Raw genomic sequence first — 19,276 nt, 5'->3', positions numbered from 1 at the left:
TCTGGCCGCGTCCCCTATGGCCGTATTCGCTCAGTCCGCCGCGCCCGGCGCCACGATTCTCGACGAGATCGTGGTGATCGGCCAGCGCGATCTGACCGCCGAGCGCATTGCGGCGCTTCCGGGCGGCGGCGATCTGGTCGCGACCGAAGACATCGCCAGCACCGCCAATCTCACCGCGTCGCGTGCGCTTGCGGCGACGCCTGGCGTCATCATCCAGGATTTCTTCGGCGGCAACGATCAGCCGCGCATCCAGATCCGCGGATCGGGGCTTCAACAGAACCCGGTCGAGCGCGGCGTTCTGGTGCTTCAGAACGGATTGCCGACCAACCGCGCCGACGGCTCCTATGTGGTCGGCTTCGCCAATCCAGCCGAGGCCGAAGCGATCGAAATCTATCGCGGCTATCTGGCAAACCGGCTCGGCGCAACGGTGTGGGGCGGCGCGCTCAATTTCATTTCGCCGACCGGGCACTCGGCGCCAGGCGCGCGGCTTGATCTGAGCGGCGGAAGCTTCGGCCAGGCGAACGCGCTCGGCCAGTATGGATGGCATACGGAGGATTACGACGCTCTCTTGCAGGCCGATGTCAGCCGGCGCGACGGCTATCGCGATTATAACGACTCCCGCCGTATCCACGTCGGCGCCAATGTCGGGGCCAAGCTCAACGACACGGTCAGCATCCGCCTCTTCGCCGACTATACCGATCTCGGCTTCGACGTCAGCGGCCCGCTGACGGCGGACCTCTTGGAACAGGATCCGGAGTCGGTGTTCACGGGGCCGACCGTCACCCCGTCGGGCGCGATTAATCCCGGCCCCAATGTAGTGCGCGACCAGCCGCGACGAGAGGCCGAACAATGGCTGATCGGTTCGCGGGCGACGGCCAGCTTTGGCGCAAACATCCTCGATGTCGCGCTCGGCTATACAAGAACCGACGACATGTTCCGGTTTCCCATCGTCGCCGGCGTGCGCGAGACGCAAAGCGACGACGTGACCGGCGTCGTCCGCTACGCCTACAAGCCTGATGCGGACAGTCTGCTGCCGCTGTTCGAGGCGACGGCGCAATATGTGACAGGATCGGCGGACCGCGATTATTACCTCAACCTGTCGGGGGAGAAGGGCGCGCAGTTCAGCGCCAACGAACTTGACGCCGACACCCTGTCGCTCAGCGCGGGGTTTCACATTCCTCTCGGCGCATTCGTCACGCTTTCCCCTTCTGTAGCCTATTCCCGCGCGACCCGCGACAATGAAGATGTCTATGACGGGGCGACGCGGCCGGCCGCCGCCTACAATCCGGGCAACCCGACCATGGCGCTGCCGAACGGCGCGGTCCCGTGGGTCCGCTCCAGCTGTGAGCGCGATTATGACGGATGGAGCCCGGCGCTTGGGATAAGCTGGCGTCCGGATGCGGACAATCTGGTGTTCGCGGCGGTGAGCAGGAGTTTCGAGCCGCCGACCCATGACGATCTCTTCGCCACCATCAACGGCACGCCCAACAGCAGTCCCGGCCGTCCCAATCCGGGCGACCCGGCCATGGCCGCCGCCGTTTTCGCCACGCCCGATCTCGATGCGCAGGAGGCGACCACAATCGAGGCGGGATGGCGTGGCCGCGCCGGCGTCTTCGCCTGGGACGCCACGACCTATTACTCATGGGTCGAGAACGAGCTTCTCAGCCTGCGCGATACGTCCGGCGCGCGCCTCGCCGCCATCAACGCCGACAAGACGCGGCATTTCGGGGTGGAGCTCGGCCTGACGGCGCAGATCACCGACGCGCTGGTCGGCCGCGTGGTCTATAATTATCAGGATTTCCGTTTCCATGACGATCCATTGCGCGGCGACAACCGTCTCGCCGGCGCGCCGCGCCACTGGATCTACGCTTCGGCGGATTACAGCCTCTCGGATAAATTGTCCGCGGGGACGAGCGTGCGCTGGGCGCCGGAAAAGACCCCGGTCGATAACCTCAATACGCTCTATAACGACCCCTACGCCGTCGTCGATGTGTGCAGCGATTACCGGATCAGCAAGGCGGTGTCGGTGTTCGGCGAAATCACCAATCTCTTTGACGAGACCTATGCGTCCTCGACGCTGATCACGGATCAGGCGCGCCCGGACCAGGCCGTTTACCTCTCGGGGGACGGCCGCGGGTTCTTCGGGGGCGTCAAGCTCGCCTTCTAGGTGCTCTTCAATAGTTCTAGCCAAAAGGAATACTCTTATGAAAAAGCACACCCCCTTCGCCGCGATGGCCGCCGCACTCTTCTGCGCCGGCGGGGCGGCGGCGGAGTCGACACCCATCGCGATCGACGATCTTGCCTTTGCTACGGTGCATGAGGTCGCTGAGCGCAGCATTCTCGCTCGCAACGATGCGGGCCAGCCGCTCGCCGCGCTTCTGAAGCTCGATGACGGAGATTTCCTGCCGCCGCACGGGGCGGGCGGCGGTCTCCGGCTGCTGACGGTGCTGTCGGGCGAGTTGTCCTGGGGCGACGGCGCCGAAGTTGATCCGGATAAGGAACGGATTTTCCCGGCCGGAACCGTCCTCATCGTTCCGGCCGAAGGCGGCGAACACTGGGCGGCGGCGCGGGGTGGCGACGTGCTGATCCAGGTGGTCTTTATCCGGGAGGGCGCTTTGGCGGCGGGGATTCCAGATTAAGTTGGAGCGACGCTTTTTTTGCTGTCGATGGCAGACATTTCTTTTGGCTGTTAGTTAAATCGAGCCAATTTAAGTCCAGCAACATCTATTTCTGGAGACTTGCCTTCAATCAGGTCGGCAGTTATTCGCGCTGAACCGCAGGCCATTGTCCAGCCCAGTGTTCCATGACCGGTATTGAGGTAAAGACGCTGGATGGGCGTTTCGCCAATGATTGGCGGACCGTCAGGCGTCATTGGTCGCAAACCGCACCAGAAGGATGCTTTCTCCGGTTTGCCTCCTCTGGGAAAGAGATCAAGAAAAGACCGTTCGAGGGCGTCGCGGCGAGATTGTCGCAATTGGAGATCGAATCCCGCCAGTTCAGCGGTGCCCCCCACTCGGATGCGATCGCCCAAACGCGTGATGGCGGTCTTATAGGTTTCATCCATAATGGTTGATATGGGCGCCGAGGTCGCATCATTGACAGGCATTGTGAGAGAGTAGCCTTTCACAGGATATACAGGCAGATCGAGACCAAGTTCCCGGACTGCATTCGGAGAATAACTTCCGAGCGCTACGACATATGCATCAGCGCTCAAGAATCCACGAGATGTGTGCGCCCCGGTTACCATGCGGCCATCCGATGCGAATTCGAAAAATACGGTGCTATAGGAAAAACGCGCGCCAAGCGCGGCAGCGTGTTCTGCAAGTGCAGTCGTGAAGAGGTTGCAGTCTCCCGTATCGTCATCCGGCAGGCGCAATCCACCGACGAAATTTGCTTTCGTGTCTGCAAGCCCCGGTTCCGCTCCGATGCATCCGTTTCTATCAAGCACCTCAAACTTGACATTAAAATGTCTTAGTATTTCGACATCGTGGTTTATCGTGTCAATTTGTTGTTGAGTGCGAAACAGCTGTAGGGTGCCGCGGCGACCAGTATCGAATTCGATACCGCAGTCGGCGGCGAGCGAGCGGAGACAGTCGCGGCTATATTCGGCAAGCGGAGTCATACGCGCCTTATTCTTCGCATAGCGTAAAGCCGTGCAATTGCGCAGCATACGAAATAACCAATCCCACATCGCAGGATCCGGTCTTGGGCGGATGACTAGCGGCCCATGAGTCATTAAAAGCCATTTTACCACTTTTGCCGGAACGTCTGGCGCCGCCCATGGTGATGCATAGCCGGGAGATATCTGCCCGGCATTTGCATAACTTGTCTCAAGGCCTGGGCCGTCGCGCCGTTCAACCAGTTCAACTTCATGTCCGGCCTTGGCAAGATAATAGGCGGTGGTCACGCCTATCACGCCGCCTCCAATAATTAGGACTCTCATGTTTATGCCTCGTCCGTACGCCTTTTTCATTGAATTCTTTTTCTGAGAATAGATGCAGCGCGCGACCCCGTCGGGGCGCGCGCCACATCGCCTGGCCGTTCACCCGACTATGTCAGATGCAATGCTCTTGCAGCGGCCTCGCAAAGCACGGCTTCCGGTTGGTACAAGATAGCTCGGAGCGTAATCGTTTCCGGAACGCCGGCCATGTTCAATGCACGCATTGATTGGCCTTCTGTTAGTCCAAGAAGAGCAAGCCCGCGCAGGGAAGTGATTGGCAGGCAGGCGCCTACCGGGTATAGATCGGCTTTTTGTGCAAGGATGCGTTCGCCGGCATTTGTCCCGTTGACGTCGAAGGAAACTCTGGTTCCAAGCGTCGCCACGTTCACGGGCATTTCATTGACCTTCACGACGGATGCCGTTCGGATTTTCTGTCGTAAAATATCTAAGAAATACGGATTCATCTCGCCATCGTTTGCGGTCAAGGCGTCAAGAATGAGGAAATCTCTCTCGGTCAGGATGAAGTTTTCGGGAGACATGACATTCTCCAATGTCTGAGTGATCTGGAAGATATGGAAAATGGCCCCTGGTCGTACAGTGACGACGCAGGGGCTAATATCCTGCGAGAATGCGGTCTTTCACCCTTGAGACGAACCTGGTGGTCAAAAAGCGGTTCATTTCCATGCTTCATGCGCGAGCAACGGATCGCTCTCATTAGATACGCAATCAATAGTAAGTCGCTTCTTGCCTCCGCTTCGTGTAGCCCAGTCAATTGACTGGCCGACCGACAAGCCGATTAGCGCCACACCGATTGGCGTCATGATGGAAATTTTGCTCTTAGAGATGTCTGCATAAGTGGGATAAACGAGCGTAACAACGCGGTCTTCTGCGCCATCCGTCGCAAAGCGCAGAGTCAACCCCATGCGCACAACACTTGCAGACAATTTTGAGTCGTTAACGACGTGGGCCCGGTCGAGTTCAAATATCAGGGCTTCGGCAATATCAGGTTGTTTGTCGAGAAACGCTTTGGCGACATCGCAAAGATGCTCATAGTCAGTGTTGCAAAGTGTTATGTCTGGAATACCGGGGGGCGGCGCCATCGGTCACTCTCCACAGTTCACATTATGAATGCGCGCGGATCGTCCGCACGGCAGTCTGCTGGATTTGGTTTGAATATCGCGCCGTTGGCCTTTTGCCTAAATTGGCACCGGCTTCGAGGTGGTAGCCCCAGCCGGAGCGCGACAAGACCGGCCCGGGGCTAGGCGCCCGCGATAGGGCACACCCGTTCTTGGGTTCGGAGCTTTGGCCAGGTCATACACATAGTTACAAAGATCGGTACGCTGGATCGTAATGTCAAGCAAAATTAACCAGGTTTTCAATCTGAATTTTAATGCGTATTCGGCATTTTTGGAAAAGGCTGCCCTCCTTTCGCGTTATGGGAGCCGGCGAACTGGGCCGCTGCGCAACCGCGCAGTGTAACATGACGTATGATGAGTAAGGGGCCACAAATCCGCGTCCCGGTTGTTGTCGGTCACGCCAAACCACGCCTTGATCGTTTCACGAAAGTTGATGCCCAGTGAAATTCTTGGCACACCGCCAAATCTGCTCAATCAGATATGACAAACCAGGATCGACGTTGAGGTTACCTCGGGCTCTTTTTCTCTGCGGAGTGAAATTCGAAATGAAGCCCCGGATAATTTACCAAAAGTCGGCATTTTTGTTTTCGCCAAAAGCCGTCCAATATAGCTGCGTTTATTTGGCAAAGCGCCAAGCGCGCTTAAGATACGCCACCGATCGTCTTGTCGGCGCGTCTAGATTACCGGCCGTGCTCTAACATGCGCCTAAAATATTTTCCGGGCTAACCGTAAAATCCTCACCAGTATGGCGTATTCGGCATCGTCGCCCGCCCGCGCGCTCCCAGTCGTTCAGGCCATAGGCCGCGTGGTGATGCTCTTTGTCATCGAAATATTGGTTCTTTTTGCAGCAGGCGCTCTTATTCGCTTTTACAGTGTAGGACATCGACACATTGCCTTGTCTTTTTATGCCGTTACAGTATTTTTATACCGCCCGTCTTGGCTACGTCCTCAGGACTTTCTATGACATCGAAGAACGAATTAATGTCTCCCACATAATGCAAACGCGTGCACGGTCCCTCGTGCTGGTATCGATGCTGCTTTGGAACGACATGAATTCCAGCGACGTTGTCAAGATTGACCCATATCGATCCTTTACTACATGCAGTTGTTAGTGTGATCCAATTTGCCATCCCAACTCCTATGAATTCTATATGGAATTTATATTGTTCTTACAGAAATGATTTCCTCCGCCTCAAGGCATAAGGGGCGCCGATTTGAGCCCTGCAGTTTCGGGAAATCCGAATAACAGGTTCATATTCTGAATTGCCTGCCCGGCTGCGCCTTTCACCAGATTGTCGATCGCGGCAATAATGACGGCCTGACCTGGCGGTCCGGCGGAGAATGCACTGAGAACACAGTTATTCGTACCCCGGACCATATCAGTCGACGGGCAAGCGTCATCCTGCAAAACATAAACGAAAGGGTCGCAGTCGTAACGAGAACTTAGCGTTGTTTGAAGGTCATCCACGCTTACGCCCGAACAAAGTTCAACAACTGTAGTCGTGAGCTCTCCTCGAGTCATGGGAACCAGGTGCGGCGTGAAGCTGATACTTACCGTCTTCTTCGCGCGCTTTGAGAGTTCCTGTTCAATCTCGGGCACGTGCCGATGATGACCGACATTGTATGGTTGCACCGACTCATTGGCTTCCGAAAACAAATGCGAATTATTTCCACTGCGACCGGCGCCGGAGAGTCCGGAAAGCGCGTTAATGACAATACGTGTGGTATCTATGAGGCCGTTTTCAACTAGGGGCAATAAAGACAACAAGACCGCAGTGGGATAACATCCGGGGCAGGCGACCAAACGCGACCGTGGAAGGTATTCCTTTGCGAACTCAGAAAGTCCATAAACAGCTGTCGACAACAGATCTGGACACGGATGCGCGGCGTCATACCATTGGGCATAGGTTTCAGGGCAGTCTAACCGGAAATCCGCCGAAAGATCGATAATGTGCGGCGAAGTTAATTGAGAAAGACGCTGCGCCGAAACGCCATGGGGCATGCAGCTAAATGCAACATCTACTGATGAATAATCGATTTCGTCTATGTGTCTCAAAGGAGGCAACGGAGACCCAAGAAATTGGGGCCATATCTCTCGCAGATGTTCACCGTCCTTGCGCCGCGTTCCGAGCGCCTTGATTTTAATGTTTGGGTGAGACAAGGCCAACCGGACCAGATTGACGCCGGCATAACCGGCGGCGCCGAGAATAGCGATTTCAAGTTGTCGAGTCATTAAGTGCCGACGCGTTGCTTCCTGTCATATCATCGCAACGCACCCTTATTGTAACAAACGAAATTAATTGGCGGCGCATAGCAAAAATTTTGATCATATGTGTGGCGCGTATGATGAGGCGCAGCATGGCCGACATTAAGGAAATGACAATAGGGCTCGTTGCGAAGCGCCAGTGATCAGATAAATCATAGTCGCAAGATGCAACTCAGCAGAAATTCAGGCCGGGTTTTGTATGAGATAATCTCGAAGCGCGGCGGCGTTGCTGTGTTCTTGATCTTTCGCGGCGAAGACAAGCGTAATCACTGATTTTTGGCCCAGGGCGATGAGTTCGTCTATCAAGTCAGGATGGTCGGCAAGTTCGCCGAAATAGCGTTTCTTGAATTGCTTCCATTTTTTCGGATCATGCCCATACCATTTTCGCAGGGGTGTGCTGGGAGCGAGGTCCTTCATCCAGCAATCTATTCTGAGCTCTTTTTTAGAGAGCCCGCGTGGCCAAATTCGATCCACAAGGACGCGATAACCGTCCGACGATGTTACGCAGTCATAAGCCCTTCGTATCTTTATATCCATCGTCAGTTTTTGTTTCGTCATAAAGTGATAATTGGCGTGATTATTCTAGTGTTGCGTTTCGATGCTTTAGTGATAACCGACTCCGTTAACGTAGTCACGTAATAGATCTTCTTCATGTTTCGCTTCCTGCAATAGAGTTTGCAGGACATCGCGTGCGTAGATCATGCCAACTGGACGAAGATCGTCATCGACGACCGGAAGGTGTAAAACTCCGTTCTGCTTTATAAGATTCCAGACTGATCGAAGGCTATCGCTACGGCGGCAATATACGATATTCTTACTCATGACGGAAGAAGCCATTATTGCGCATGCATCGCCGCGGCATTGGCTAATCCGCGATACGATATCTGTCTTGCTGATGACGCCAGCGATTATTCCGCTTTTGTCGCAAACAGCGATAAGATCGACATGTCCGGAGCCAAGACGCGCTGCTGCTTCGGTTAAAGGCGCGGTATTGCTAATGGATACAAGTCGTTCTTTTGCGGCGGGAAACAATGTTTCCACTGTCATAAAGCCTCCTAAAACGAACGCCTGATCGTGTTCACTCGCGTCTTGTCTGGGGACGGCCTGTGGCGTGAGTTAATAATCGGCATGCTATCTTATACTACCCCTCAATATTGCGAAGAGCGCAATTGTGGCCAACACTTGACAGCCAGCTTGGACTGAGAGTTTGACCGGCGTTCGGAGGCGGTCATCGTGTAGGTAATCATCCACGATCACCTGAAGACCCAGTCCCATATGACGGAACAGCGCCAAGATCATAAGCGCCATTAAAACGGCGTTTACGGGGGAGGCGATCCAAATAAGGAAAGCTTCATGATCGTCTGAGAGTAGGCGCACAGCCGAAACAATGAACCATAGTGTCAGCGGAGCGAGCGCGCATGCTGAAGTTCGTTGAGCCCACCATTGGCCGGCGCCTGACTTTGCGGAACCAATCCCGCGAGCATGCGCGAGAGGCGTTTGGAATTGAAATCTCTTCATTTGACGCCTCAATTCAAATATATTGCTGTTGCCCAGCACCCAATCGTCAATACGGCGCTCAATGTGACCACGACCCATCCTGAGGCGTAGATTGAGCTGAGTCGGAATCCGTATCCGAGATCCCAGCATAAATGTCTAACGCCATTGCACAGATGAAAAAACACAGAGAAGCTCCAGCCTACCAGAATGCTTATGCCAAACCAGGATTTAAGGAACGCCAGTAAGTTAAGGTAAGCGGAGGGACTGAAAGCGCCGGCCGCAAGCCAAGCTACAATCACAAAACTGCCAAGGCTTAGAAATACTCCCGTAATTCTGTGGCTGATCGATAGTATTGAGGTGAGTTGTGGACGGTAAATCTGAATATCCGGTGATTTTGGGCGATGACAGTTAGGCATTGGTTTCAACCGTTGCGTTGGATGATCAAGTTTTTGATTTCGGCGATGGCTTTTCCGGGATTAAGCCCTTTCGGGCAGGTGCGCGTGCAGTTCAGGATTGTATGACAGCGATACAGGCGAAATGGATCTTCAAGTTCGTCGAGGCGTTTGCCGGTCGATTCATCGCGACTGTCAGCCAGCCAGCGCCATGCTTGCAGGAGAGCGGCCGGCCCCAGGAAACGATCTCCATTCCACCAATGGCTGGGGCATCCCGAAGTGCAACAAAAACAGAGAATGCACTCATAGTACCCTTCCAATTTCTGCCGGTCCCGGGGCGATTGCGTCCTTTCGCAATCGGGATCCGGAGTTGTCGTCTGGAGCCATGGTTCAACCGAATGATATTGTGCGTAAAGATGTGTCAGGTCCGGGACCAGGTCTTTGATGACCGGAAGATTATTGAGCGGATAAATCGTTGCGGGATCCGCGGTTTCGGACAGGAAACGCGTGCACGCCAGCCAGTTCATCCCATCGATATTCATTGCACAAGAGCCGCAAATTCCCTCACGACAGGAACGGCGAAAGGTCAATGTGGGATCAATTTCGTTCTTTATTTTGACAAGCGCATCAAGGACCATCGGACCACAACTCCCGAGATCGATTTCATAAGTATCGATCCGAGGATTTGTTGAAGTGTCGGGTTCATATCGGTAAACCTCAAGTTTCTTGATTTTCTCCGCCGGACGAGGCGCGGGCCATATTCGGCCGTGTCCGATTCGGGAGTGCTGATCCATTTTGAAGTTTCTGGGAACAGGGAATCTTTTTAGGTAAGTCTGCTGAGGTGGCTGGTTCGAAGAGTAGATAAGCATGATCTGTCTTTCAATCATCGTCACGATGACGATAAGGTTCACTAGCGTCCACTATGAGGCCGCCTTCATTTTCCCAACAGTCAATACCGAAAATGTCGCAATCCGCATAAATCATCTGACGACTGACTTCGAATATGCGACAAGGATCAGGATGGAATTCGTGATCGATGGCGCTAGGATTCCTCAACTTTGACGTCCGCATGGCAGTTTCTCATTTCGTTAACGCCCATTGAGGTTTGGCGTTGAATTGATGAAAGAACACGGTCATCAATAGCAATGAATCTTCGATTGCGGTCACTGAATGCGCTGCGCCATCCAGCAAATACACCAATTGGTTCGGCCTGAGTTCGACCGAAGAGCTATCAACGACTAATTCCACACGACCATCAAGGCAGTGCAAGCTGATGTCGCCGCCGACCCCGTGTTCGGATAACTTCAGCCCAGCCGGCAAGGGCAGGCGCACGGTTTCAAAATAGTCTGTTCTTATGATCGCACTGGCTTGCGCATCAACGATATCACAGCCTGCAAGCGCCAAGTCTACGATCTCACCAGATTTTGTGCAGGGCGGCTCCACTGAATAATTTCCTTCTGTTTGCGACGCGAGATCTTTGCCAGGTCTGTTTCGGGTTCATAGTGATACGGTTCCGAGACCGCGCATAGTTTGATACAAAGGGAGCAATCGTCTGATTTGTGAGTATTTTCGTTATGCGGATAAGCCTCCTCTTACGCGCAGCGAGGAATTCACGCTCTGGTCAGAGCTACAGCCCAAGCAATAACAAATACTGTAAATATATCTTATAATGCATCGCTAAGGGGGCCGCAATAGGTTGGCCGCTCTAAGAATATTGACAATCTGTATGAGCGCGAATGCGCGCCACACCATCATGCCGCCATGATTGAAAATATGGATCTATAGATAGTGATCCGCCAAACCAAGTACACCGAATATAAAAGCTCGATGGCGGCCCAGTCAGCTGCGCGCAATTTGTCGCATTTTAAATGAGTATGGGGTGACATAACATATATAGCATATACATGTTAAAAATTGGCGGCGCATTCGTCACAGTCCTGTTCTCGGTAATTTTTTTCAGGTTTGGACGGACGCGAGGGCGAGCGCTTATGCGCGAATGCGAAATCGCGGTGGAACTCGGAGCCCCGCAGTTTAATTTAGGAGATCAAGGATGAAATCCGACGAAACGCGGATTCCGCTGTCATCACGATTGGTCGGCGATATCGCCGCTACATTTCCGGGAGCGACCAGCGTGTTTCGTAAGCATGGTATTGATTTTTGTTGCGGTGGCGAGCAAGCGCTAAAGGATGCTGCACATAGGCGCGGCGTTGTTCTCGAGCGGCTCGAAAATGATCTGAAAGCCTTAAGCTCGGCCAGCAAACGCGACGCTGCGCCGGCTGAGACGGCCGCTCTAATCGACCACATTCTGAAACGATATCATGAAACACATCGCAGGGAACTTCCGGAGCTTGTCAGGCTTGCGCGCCGGGTGGAGGAAGTTCATGTAAATCATCCCAACGCGCCGCGGGGCCTTTCAGAGATTCTAAATCTGATGATTGGAGAGCTGGAAGTTCACATGAAAAAAGAGGAGTTGATCCTCTTTCCATCCATGAGAGCGCACGATGGTGAAAAGTTCGACGCGCCGATAATACAAATGCGCCACGACCATAACGATCATGGCGCCCATCTGCGTCAGATTGAAGAGTTGACGGATCACTTTTCTTTGCCGGAAGGAGCATGTCGAACATGGGCGGCGCTCTATTCAGGTGTTGAGAAACTTGTCGAAGATTTGATGGAGCACATACATTTGGAGAATAACGTGTTGTTTCCACGTTTTGAATCCGGCCAACAGTAGAATTTGTTGCCGTTGGAGGGGGATAGGTTGCGTTAATTAACTCACAGCCAATAGCTTCTTCAGGCCGCGTTCTGACGCCAAGTCCGCTAACGTATATTTGTCCAACGTTTGCATATAAGCGCCGAGCGCTTCGTCGAGTATTCGGGCAAGCTTGCATCTGCCGCTAATCATACATTGGTTTGTGCTGCGGTCGAAACACTCGACAAGCTTGAAATCTTCTTCGGTCGAGCGAATAACATCTCCGATGCCGATATCCCTGGATGCACGCGCAAGTCGGATGCCGCCGCTGCGCCCTCGAACCGTTTCTATGTATCCGGCCAGCCCCAACTCGTAGGTCACTTTCATCAAGTGGTTTTTCGAAATATTGTAATGATCTGCAATTTCCTGAATCGTACAGAGCCGCTCGGAATTGATCGCCACGTACATGAGAAGGCGCAACGCATAGTCGCTATAAACTGTAAGTCTCATCGTCAGATCCTACTCGCATTTCACATTTGTTTTACGTTTAATGGTTTGTCTCTGCCCAGTCACCTGAAAAAGATCAATCAGGGCTCCGCCCGATTCGATAAATTCTTTTCCTTTAGCGTAGGGGCGCGCTCGTACGAATATTACCCGATATCGCCATTGCGGCAATTGCGGCCAAGCTGACTAATTTGATTGTCTCCATAGCGCTGTATACGGAGTGCTCCAGTGACGGAGGTTTTTGCGCTCCATGAGGAATGCTCTCGATGTAAGCGTTCAGGACCGGCAGCAACCACGCGGATTGAACAGTGATGAGAAACAATACCCAAGCCGCCAACATCGTTCGGATGAGAGGCCAGCGGCTCATCCAAATAAACGCAATAAGCAATGAGCAGGCGCCCCATTCAATCTTATTGAATAGAGAAAACGTGACCTGACCGATTTCGAGCGCGGTCAGCAAGTCGAGAGAATGAGCTTCAAATTTTACGGGCGTTGCGACAAACGAAACGCCAATTAACATCCCGAGCCAGACTGCGGGAATCGTGATAGCGCCAATACCTACTATCAATCGTCTGTTGTGCATTTGGCTACGCTTCGATGAACAAGGCCCATCAAGCTCGCGCATGCGAGATAATAAGCGCAATAGCGGACATCCCAAGCGCAAGCAGAATTGGTATTATGGTGATTTGGATAAGGGCCTCCCGGCCAGTTATTGTTCCGGTAAAAGTAGAAATATCTTTGTCAAGGAATGTTCCAAAGTCATTTCGTTTCGGAGCGTTGGCGCCGCTATATCGGCGTCCTAGCGCAGACAATAGATAGGGAACGCCGGCATACATAGCCAGAAAAAAGGATGAGATAGCGATCATAAATACCGCACCGCCGTCAGAGCGCAGCGCCATCCACAAGGAAAAGAGCATCCAGGCATAAGCGCCGAATACATATGAATAGATGCGGGGATGTATCTCCGATGCGGGAGCAGGGTTTATGTCAGGTTTTGCAACGCCGGGCTGGTCGTCCGGCTGTGTCGTGAATAACCGAGATGACAAATATGGGTCATACTCAGATTGGCGGAAATTAGGCTTTTCGTATAAGTTCAGTTTCAGGCTGTTACCAATATCTTCGGCTTTGCGGACGAACTCCGCCGCCGCTGGCGGCGCGCAGAATTCTTCAGCGGTTTCGCGCCAGAGCCCAAGCCATAAATCGAAATGCTCGCGCTTGATTTCGGAGTGCTGCAGATGCGCCAGAATAGGGTTGCCGTGATAACGTTCCGTGTCTAGCAAGACGCTTGTCCAGTAGTCAGTCATCAGGGAAATGTATTCAGTCCAATTTAGTCCAACGGCGTTGCGCAATATTGGCCCTAAAACCGCGTTTTGCAGGGCTCGTGCGTAGAATTTGTGTACTACGCATTTCACCATTTCTTCGTTGATTAGCGCGCCAGGCGCGCCCTCATATTGAACTGCTTCTACGGTCACGGTGAAGCCTCCAAAAGATATAACAAAAATACATCTAAAGAGGAATATGGGTGCTAAAAGCAGTATTGTAAATACTGCAAAAATGAGACAGAATAACGCAATCGGAATTGGGCGCGACTTCGTGGCTCTTCCTGCCTGTAATGGACGAGGCCGGAAGGTAGCGCACGGTGGCGAGTAATTCAATTTTGGAACTTTAATGTGTACTGCATGCATGGGAGGCTAGTCTGTCGGCCGTAATCGTGAAAATTTCACACGCCGCATCAACAAACGCCAATTGCGCGATGATTGGTGCTTTGGTGTAGGCTGTGCTTTACGGAGTTCTTGTGAGGTAATGCATCTCTATATATTACCGTCGTGACGAGCTGCGACGCCGAGGTCGTTTTTTACATGAGGGCCGCGGTCGGGTTTGGCGGGAGATATCTATATATTTGATCAAATCAGAACTATGGGATCGTTACACGCCCAGATCAGGTATTCTTCAAAGGGGGTGCGGATTGGTCTGCATTTCGTCCGCCAGTGGATTTTGAATTCATTCGACTAAAATAATGGGGCTGAAGCACTTGAGCAATTCGATGCGTGGCGGATTTAGATATCCAGCCTCCCCAACCACAATGAGAAAATTGAGTGAGGCATGCGAGTTAATGGGGAAAGCGCATTGGATTTAGAGAGTGCGGCCATAGGGGTAGATGCGCCAGTGCTCATTTGATGTCCGCTCAAAATAGAGAAACAATGTCTTTCTGGGCGTCAAAAGTTAATGCGGCCGAAAATGCTGTTTATTCTAAGGCTGGCGGCGCATATACTCTTTTGGCATTTGAGCACGGCGGTGGTCGCTGGCGTTGCGCAGCAGGCGTCGAGACAGCTCGTCCTGATAGTTATGGTTTTGCGGCAATATTGCGCGATATTCAATTTTGTTGGATCACCCGCGTGATTTGGCGAACGCTGCCGCGCTTTTTAAATCGGAAAATTCGAGTCAAATGGAAGCGAAAGCAGCTTCAATGCTGGTCCAGCCCATCAGTGGCTCAGTTTTCGGCGGCTTCCATGGTTCGAATTGAATAAACCAATGCGAGATGGCCTGGCGTCCAGCGCCGCCTGGCATCCGAGGTTTTTGACGGATGATCGCAGTGGGAAGGCTGGCTGACTGAGCTAGCGTTCGCAGCCTACGGCAATGCGCTAACATCCTATTTGCGATCGTGTACTGCGACCGCGCTATTTCCGGAACCTTTCGTAATGTGGCACTTCATAACGGATATTTTGTTCCTCTGTGAAGTTGGTTGGAGAACTGACGTTTGATCCATTGTGTAACACCGCGGATTGAGGGGCGCCTGTTCGCGAGAGGAAACTCATTAGGGGTAACGACAACTTCATTGCGCCGCATTTCCAAGCCGGGAAGGCTCAAAAACATGGCTAAGCGCACATCCAAGTTTGCCGGAATGTGGGGATGATCCCAAAGCCATCTTTGCATTTCGATGAGGCCTGCCGACAGCATGTGCCTTGCTTCGAGTTTGGAGTAGTGATCAGGTTTCGCATTTCCGAGGGAGCCAGCGAATGAAATGGCGTTCTCAAATGCGCTTTGCCAGTGATTCTCGGCCCGTCCAAAAACCGCTCGACGAACCGCTCGACGTTGAGAATCATGCTTGTCGTCAAAGGCGACGAAAAGCGGCGGCGGAGTCTGCAGAACAGCCTTTTCATTCTGAATTTCTTGCGAAGCCTGGTTCAGGGCTACGCTCAACAGCTGATCATAGGCGCTTATCGACAATTCACATTCTGACGCATGAGCGTTTAGCTGGTCGATTGCTTCTTCTCTTGGCCGGCGCGCGAGGATGTCGCGAGCCTCCCATCGGGCTCTTATCAAAGCATGCGCTGCAAGAGCGCAGCTTGTATCGTTCACACCACCCATATCATGCCGCCAGTTTAGGATCTTGTATGCTCACAACCTCAAGTTCCCGAATTTTCCCGTCGGCGCCGATCCACTGAAATCTGCTTTTTTCGGTAAGACCAATCAAGGAGGCGCCGACCGGCGCCAAGACCGATACTCGCGATGCGCTGATGTCCGCGTCTTTCGGCATGGTTAGCTGAACTTCTCTGAGAACCCCGGTCGCAAGGTCTTTGAACACGACACAAGAGCCGAGCTTGACGAACGACCCGCCCACATCCGAGGTAACTCGGATGGCCCGTTCGATTTCATCAGCCAGGAAATCTGCGGTGTCGTCGCCATTTGCCGCACTGATAAGCGGCGAAAGCGCATCGTAATCAGCCTCAGTGATATATATTGCCGGCTTCTTGAAAATCTCGGTCGCTTCGTTGGGCATTTTTGATTTCTCCTGGGTTCATTCACAAGGTGACCTATGGGGCCTCGCCCCTCCTCCGGGCGGCCGGAATCGGAATGGAAAATGAAGTTCATCTGCAAGAAGCGGTGGCAGCCCCTTCCTAATTGTGGCGGTATAGTTTTTTGGGTATCCCCCGCGCTCTTAACTAAACGGCAGTAAGAGCGCGGGGCTAATGGCCTGCGACAGTTTGGCCCGCGTGATGAACGCAGCATTGGAATATAAAGATCATGCTCATGTCATCTGCGAGATTGTGCGTGCAGTTCAAAAAATCAAGTACTGAACTTGCCCGGCGCGCAGGGCTGAAAGAGCGCTATGGTCATTCGAAAATGAGTTAATCGTAACGGATTTTGCCGGATTGGGGGGCTTTTGCTCAAGAGAAAGTCTCGATCTCGAGGCTCGAACTGAGAGCAAAATAGCAACAAACGGATAGAAAATGGGCCGCGCTAAACCAATATGAAGTGTGTTGGATAAGAAGGAGTGATGACATGGCGGCCGCGGCCGAAGAGCAGCGTTGGAAAGCGTTGGTTTCCCGCGACCGGACATGGGACGCGGATTTCGTCTATGCGGTGGTCACTACGGGGGTCTATTGTCGCCCGAGTTGTACGACGTCAACTCCATTGCGTCGCAATGTCCGATTCTTCCCGAATTGGGCTGCTGCAAATGCGGCCGGGTTTGCGCCATGCAAACGCTGTCGCCCAGATTTGCAGTCAGCGCTGACGCCGCAAACAGAGGCTGTGATCCGGGCATGCGCCGCGCTCCATCAGGGCAAGCATGCACCTGTGCTGAATGAGTTGGCGACGAAAGTCGGCGTTAGCCGGTTTCATCTACACCGAACGTTCAAGAAAACACTTGGCGTAACGCCAGGCGAATACGCGGAAGAATTGCGATGGAAACGTCTGAGCACATTGTTAACGCTCGGGTATTCTGTTTCTGATGCGATCTATCAGGCAGGGTTTGGCGCCGTTTCCCGGGCATACGAAAAAGCCAAGTTCAATCTGGGCATGACGCCTGCTGCTTGGCGCTCTGGCGGCGTTGGCGCGGCGATCTGGTACGCGATTGTGGAAAGCGATTCGGAATGTGTTCTTGTGGCGGGAACTGACAGCGGCATTTGCATGATTGCGGAAGACAAGTCATTGTCGGCTCTGCTGCAGATCCTCAAATCTTGTTTGCCATCCGCATCCGCATGTTGGCGCGATGGAAAACGGGAAGCCTGGATAATCCAGGCTGTTGAGCAGAATAATCCTCGACATTTAATGAGCAACATCCCCGCAGAATACGAAAGTGTTGCGTTTTCTGCGCGATTACGGAAACGGATTTTAAACGCAAGAATTGATGGACCGTTGGCGTTGCATGCCAACCTCTCGCGATTAAGGTTGGACAGGTCCTCTCTCCCCTTGAGCTGTCCCTAACCGCCGGGCCGGCCTTCCCCGGGCCGGTCCGGTGAATCACTAATGGTTCAAACGTTTTCCTTTCGGTACGGGCAGTCATGCCAAGGGTTTCCCGAAAATGCATGAGCGAACCTGCCGCCTGACGATCTACAAAAAGTGTCTTGAGCCATGAGTGCAGCCGATAAACAAAGTGTCCCCAACCAATCACGGGTCGTTCCCGCCTATGAAGCGGATACGAGTAAATGGGAAGGGGGGATCGACGATACGCTCAATGCATCGTTTCCGGCCAGCGATCCGCCGAGTTGGACGTTGGGTGTAGACGCCAATCCGCGGGATAAAGAAAAGACGTCCGATTAAGCATCAAAAACAAGGCGTCTTTTCGTACAGAGGACACTGAGCGATAACAAGCGCCTGTGGCGTGCTGAACAGCACAATGGGTGATTAAGTTTACACGCGACCTAGCCGTGCAAAAAATATTGCGCTCGTACCAAAGCCAATCGCTGCAATAAGCGCGCGCAGAACCGTCCTTGGCAAGGCGCGGGCGATTGGCGCTCCTGCATAGCCGCCTAAGGTTGATGCGAACATCATGATTGCTGCTTGCGGCCAAGCGATCAGGCCGGCGATAGCGAATACGCCAACCGAGAGCGCTGAAAGAACAAAGCTGAGTCCGCTTTTGAGGGCATTCATCCTATGAAGGTTGGACATTCCCCATAGTGCGAACAGAGCAAGCATTACGATGCCCAACCCGCCATTGAAATATTCCCCATAGACGCTGACGGCGAACATTCCCGCCACGCCATTCCAATTTGTCGGATGAATGCTCGATGCAGACCGGATACGCAGTCGCTCGCCAAACAGAAATATTAATGTCGATACAAGCAGTAAAAACGGAATCACGAACGAAAATACTCGATCGGATGAAACGACCAACATCCCTGATCCAACGATGCCGCCAACCGTCGTTATGCAGATAAGACGAAGCAGAAACCGCCTGTCAAAGGAAAACAGTTCTTTACGAAATCCGAACGCTCCGCCGAGGTAACCGGGAAAAACCGCAACAGCGCTGGTTGCATTGGCGGCAACAGGCGTTATGCCTGCCAAAACTAACGCCGGAAATGTTAAAAACGTCCCGCCGCCGGCAATCGTATTGAGCACGCCGGCGCCAAAGGCCGCTGCGAACAATATCATTACTTGAGAAAAAGAACCAAATGCGTCAATCATCTAGCATGAATGCTTTATGAATCCCCGTGCCGGCCGTTACAGCATTCGAGCCTTTAATTATAAGGCGTAATTTGCAGTGCGTATGACGGACTTTCCGGGCTATTGGGAAATGTTGTATTTCCTTGATCTCGAGATCCGGGCGCCGCATGTGAACATTTTGCGCAGCGCAGGCTTGAGCCTTCCGGGCGGCCGCTGCCAGAGTCAATCGAGCTTTGTAAGTGCATTTTCTTTATGGGCGGCGACGTGATCGGTCTTGTCGCTTTTAATTTCGTATTGAGGCTCGTTTTTTGAGGCGCGTCTCCCATGGCCTTTATACTGGAAATCACTCGTGTGTATTTTTATTATCTTGCCGCTCACTCGTCCCGCTTCGGAGTTCCATTCTACGCGATCTCCGATATCGAATTTTGCCATTTCGCCGGCTCCATATGTCTATGTGTTGAT

23 protein-coding genes are annotated in these 19,276 nt (G+C 53.0%); 6 read left to right on the top strand and 17 right to left on the bottom strand.

The features are described 5' to 3' along the window. Positions 1 to 16: 16 nt before the first annotated feature. Both CW354_RS02290 and CW354_RS02285 read left to right on the top strand, forming a co-directional pair. On the top strand, positions 17 to 2,167 hold the full coding sequence (locus CW354_RS02290; RefSeq protein WP_104828408.1) for a TonB-dependent receptor family protein: 2,151 nt from the start codon (positions 17 to 19) through the stop codon (positions 2,165 to 2,167). Positions 2,168 to 2,204: 37 nt separating this feature from the next. Beyond that, positions 2,205 to 2,639 (top strand): cupin domain-containing protein, encoded by a 435-nt coding sequence (locus tag CW354_RS02285; protein WP_104828407.1) that lies wholly within the window; start codon positions 2,205 to 2,207, stop codon positions 2,637 to 2,639. A 50-nt stretch (positions 2,640 to 2,689) separates the two neighbouring features. Here the strand turns inward: CW354_RS02285 and CW354_RS02280 are convergent, their stop codons facing one another. The 10 genes from CW354_RS02280 to CW354_RS02235 all read right to left on the bottom strand — a co-directional run bounded on the left by CW354_RS02280 (position 2,690) and on the right by CW354_RS02235 (position 10,674). Then, positions 2,690 to 3,943 (bottom strand): D-amino acid dehydrogenase, encoded by a 1,254-nt coding sequence (locus CW354_RS02280; protein WP_104828493.1) that lies wholly within the window; start codon positions 3,941 to 3,943, stop codon positions 2,690 to 2,692. A 107-nt stretch (positions 3,944 to 4,050) separates the two neighbouring features. Further along, positions 4,051 to 4,479: a GreA/GreB family elongation factor gene (locus CW354_RS02275; RefSeq protein ID WP_104828406.1), complete on the bottom strand. Its 429-nt coding sequence runs from the start codon at positions 4,477 to 4,479 to the stop codon at positions 4,051 to 4,053. Between the two features lie 135 nt (positions 4,480 to 4,614). Further along, positions 4,615 to 5,040, bottom strand: coding sequence for a nucleoside diphosphate kinase regulator (gene rnk / locus CW354_RS02270; protein ID WP_104828405.1), 426 nt, complete (start codon positions 5,038 to 5,040; stop codon positions 4,615 to 4,617). A 1,228-nt stretch (positions 5,041 to 6,268) separates the two neighbouring features. Further along, positions 6,269 to 7,309 carry an N-acetyl-gamma-glutamyl-phosphate reductase gene (gene argC / locus CW354_RS02265; protein WP_104828404.1) on the bottom strand — a complete coding sequence of 347 codons (1,041 nt, stop codon included), beginning with the start codon at positions 7,307 to 7,309 and terminating at the stop codon, positions 6,269 to 6,271. Between the two features lie 216 nt (positions 7,310 to 7,525). Further along, positions 7,526 to 7,879 (bottom strand): DUF488 domain-containing protein, encoded by a 354-nt coding sequence (locus CW354_RS02260; protein WP_104828492.1) that lies wholly within the window; start codon positions 7,877 to 7,879, stop codon positions 7,526 to 7,528. Positions 7,880 to 7,945: 66 nt separating this feature from the next. Further along, positions 7,946 to 8,389, bottom strand: a complete 444-nt coding sequence (locus CW354_RS02255) for a CBS domain-containing protein (RefSeq protein WP_104828403.1) — start codon at positions 8,387 to 8,389, stop codon at positions 7,946 to 7,948. Positions 8,390 to 8,473: 84 nt separating this feature from the next. After that, entirely contained in the window at positions 8,474 to 8,860 is a 387-nt protein-coding gene (gene sdhD, locus CW354_RS24010) for a succinate dehydrogenase, hydrophobic membrane anchor protein (protein ID WP_165793483.1), read from the bottom strand. Between the two features lie 8 nt (positions 8,861 to 8,868). After that, positions 8,869 to 9,255 (bottom strand): succinate dehydrogenase, cytochrome b556 subunit, encoded by a 387-nt coding sequence (sdhC, locus tag CW354_RS24005; RefSeq protein ID WP_104828491.1) that lies wholly within the window; start codon positions 9,253 to 9,255, stop codon positions 8,869 to 8,871. A 5-nt stretch (positions 9,256 to 9,260) separates the two neighbouring features. Next, positions 9,261 to 10,025: a succinate dehydrogenase iron-sulfur subunit gene (locus CW354_RS02240; protein ID WP_207764633.1), complete on the bottom strand. Its 765-nt coding sequence runs from the start codon at positions 10,023 to 10,025 to the stop codon at positions 9,261 to 9,263. A gap of 286 nt (positions 10,026 to 10,311) precedes the next feature. Beyond that, the gene (locus tag CW354_RS02235; protein ID WP_104828401.1) at positions 10,312 to 10,674 is read right to left on the bottom strand and encodes a cupin domain-containing protein; all 363 of its coding nucleotides are present in this window, start codon (positions 10,672 to 10,674) and stop codon (positions 10,312 to 10,314) included. A 607-nt stretch (positions 10,675 to 11,281) separates the two neighbouring features. Between CW354_RS02235 and ytfE the strand changes: the two genes are divergently transcribed. Further along, positions 11,282 to 11,965 carry an iron-sulfur cluster repair protein YtfE gene (gene ytfE, locus CW354_RS02230; RefSeq protein WP_104828400.1) on the top strand — a complete coding sequence of 228 codons (684 nt, stop codon included), beginning with the start codon at positions 11,282 to 11,284 and terminating at the stop codon, positions 11,963 to 11,965. Between the two features lie 36 nt (positions 11,966 to 12,001). On the opposite strand, the gene CW354_RS02225 is transcribed toward ytfE, so the two are convergent. From CW354_RS02225 to CW354_RS02215, 3 genes are all read right to left on the bottom strand, one after another. Continuing rightward, positions 12,002 to 12,433, bottom strand: a complete 432-nt coding sequence (locus CW354_RS02225; protein ID WP_104828399.1) for an RrF2 family transcriptional regulator — start codon at positions 12,431 to 12,433, stop codon at positions 12,002 to 12,004. Positions 12,434 to 12,545: 112 nt separating this feature from the next. Beyond that, the gene (locus tag CW354_RS02220; RefSeq protein WP_104828398.1) at positions 12,546 to 13,010 is read right to left on the bottom strand and encodes a hypothetical protein; all 465 of its coding nucleotides are present in this window, start codon (positions 13,008 to 13,010) and stop codon (positions 12,546 to 12,548) included. 28 nt (positions 13,011 to 13,038) lie between these two features. After that, entirely contained in the window at positions 13,039 to 13,899 is an 861-nt protein-coding gene (locus CW354_RS02215) for a group III truncated hemoglobin (protein WP_133162132.1), read from the bottom strand. A 729-nt stretch (positions 13,900 to 14,628) separates the two neighbouring features. On the opposite strand from CW354_RS02215, the gene CW354_RS22885 reads away from it, so the two are divergent. Further along, positions 14,629 to 14,955, top strand: a complete 327-nt coding sequence (locus CW354_RS22885) for a hypothetical protein (protein WP_133162131.1) — start codon at positions 14,629 to 14,631, stop codon at positions 14,953 to 14,955. Positions 14,956 to 15,136: 181 nt separating this feature from the next. Here the strand turns inward: CW354_RS22885 and CW354_RS22880 are convergent, their stop codons facing one another. Continuing rightward, complete coding sequence (locus CW354_RS22880; protein ID WP_133162130.1) at positions 15,137 to 15,796, bottom strand: hypothetical protein; 660 nt, start codon at positions 15,794 to 15,796, stop codon at positions 15,137 to 15,139. A 1-nt stretch (position 15,797) separates the two neighbouring features. Beyond that, on the bottom strand, positions 15,798 to 16,208 hold the full coding sequence (locus tag CW354_RS02205; protein ID WP_104828395.1) for a GreA/GreB family elongation factor: 411 nt from the start codon (positions 16,206 to 16,208) through the stop codon (positions 15,798 to 15,800). Positions 16,209 to 16,711: 503 nt separating this feature from the next. Here CW354_RS02205 and CW354_RS02200 point away from each other — a divergent pair. Both CW354_RS02200 and CW354_RS22875 read left to right on the top strand, forming a co-directional pair. Next, positions 16,712 to 17,635: a bifunctional transcriptional activator/DNA repair enzyme AdaA gene (locus CW354_RS02200; protein ID WP_104828394.1), complete on the top strand. Its 924-nt coding sequence runs from the start codon at positions 16,712 to 16,714 to the stop codon at positions 17,633 to 17,635. Positions 17,636 to 17,782: 147 nt separating this feature from the next. Further along, complete coding sequence (locus tag CW354_RS22875) at positions 17,783 to 17,971, top strand: hypothetical protein (RefSeq protein ID WP_133162129.1); 189 nt, start codon at positions 17,783 to 17,785, stop codon at positions 17,969 to 17,971. A gap of 90 nt (positions 17,972 to 18,061) precedes the next feature. On the opposite strand, the gene CW354_RS02195 is transcribed toward CW354_RS22875, so the two are convergent. Both CW354_RS02195 and CW354_RS02190 read right to left on the bottom strand, forming a co-directional pair. Further along, on the bottom strand, positions 18,062 to 18,835 hold the full coding sequence (locus CW354_RS02195; RefSeq protein ID WP_207764621.1) for a sulfite exporter TauE/SafE family protein: 774 nt from the start codon (positions 18,833 to 18,835) through the stop codon (positions 18,062 to 18,064). A gap of 201 nt (positions 18,836 to 19,036) precedes the next feature. Further along, a complete protein-coding gene (locus tag CW354_RS02190; protein ID WP_104828393.1) occupies positions 19,037 to 19,246 on the bottom strand; it encodes a hypervirulence associated TUDOR domain-containing protein in 210 nt (69 codons plus the stop codon). Between the last annotated feature and the right edge of the window lie 30 nt (positions 19,247 to 19,276).

Origin of the sequence: Hyphococcus luteus, from assembly GCF_002943565.1 — a bacterium.
GTDB lineage: Bacteria > Pseudomonadota > Alphaproteobacteria > Caulobacterales > Parvularculaceae > Hyphococcus > Hyphococcus luteus.
Note: the sequence above shows the minus strand (reverse complement) of the source record. Positions and strands in the feature narration are given on the sequence as shown.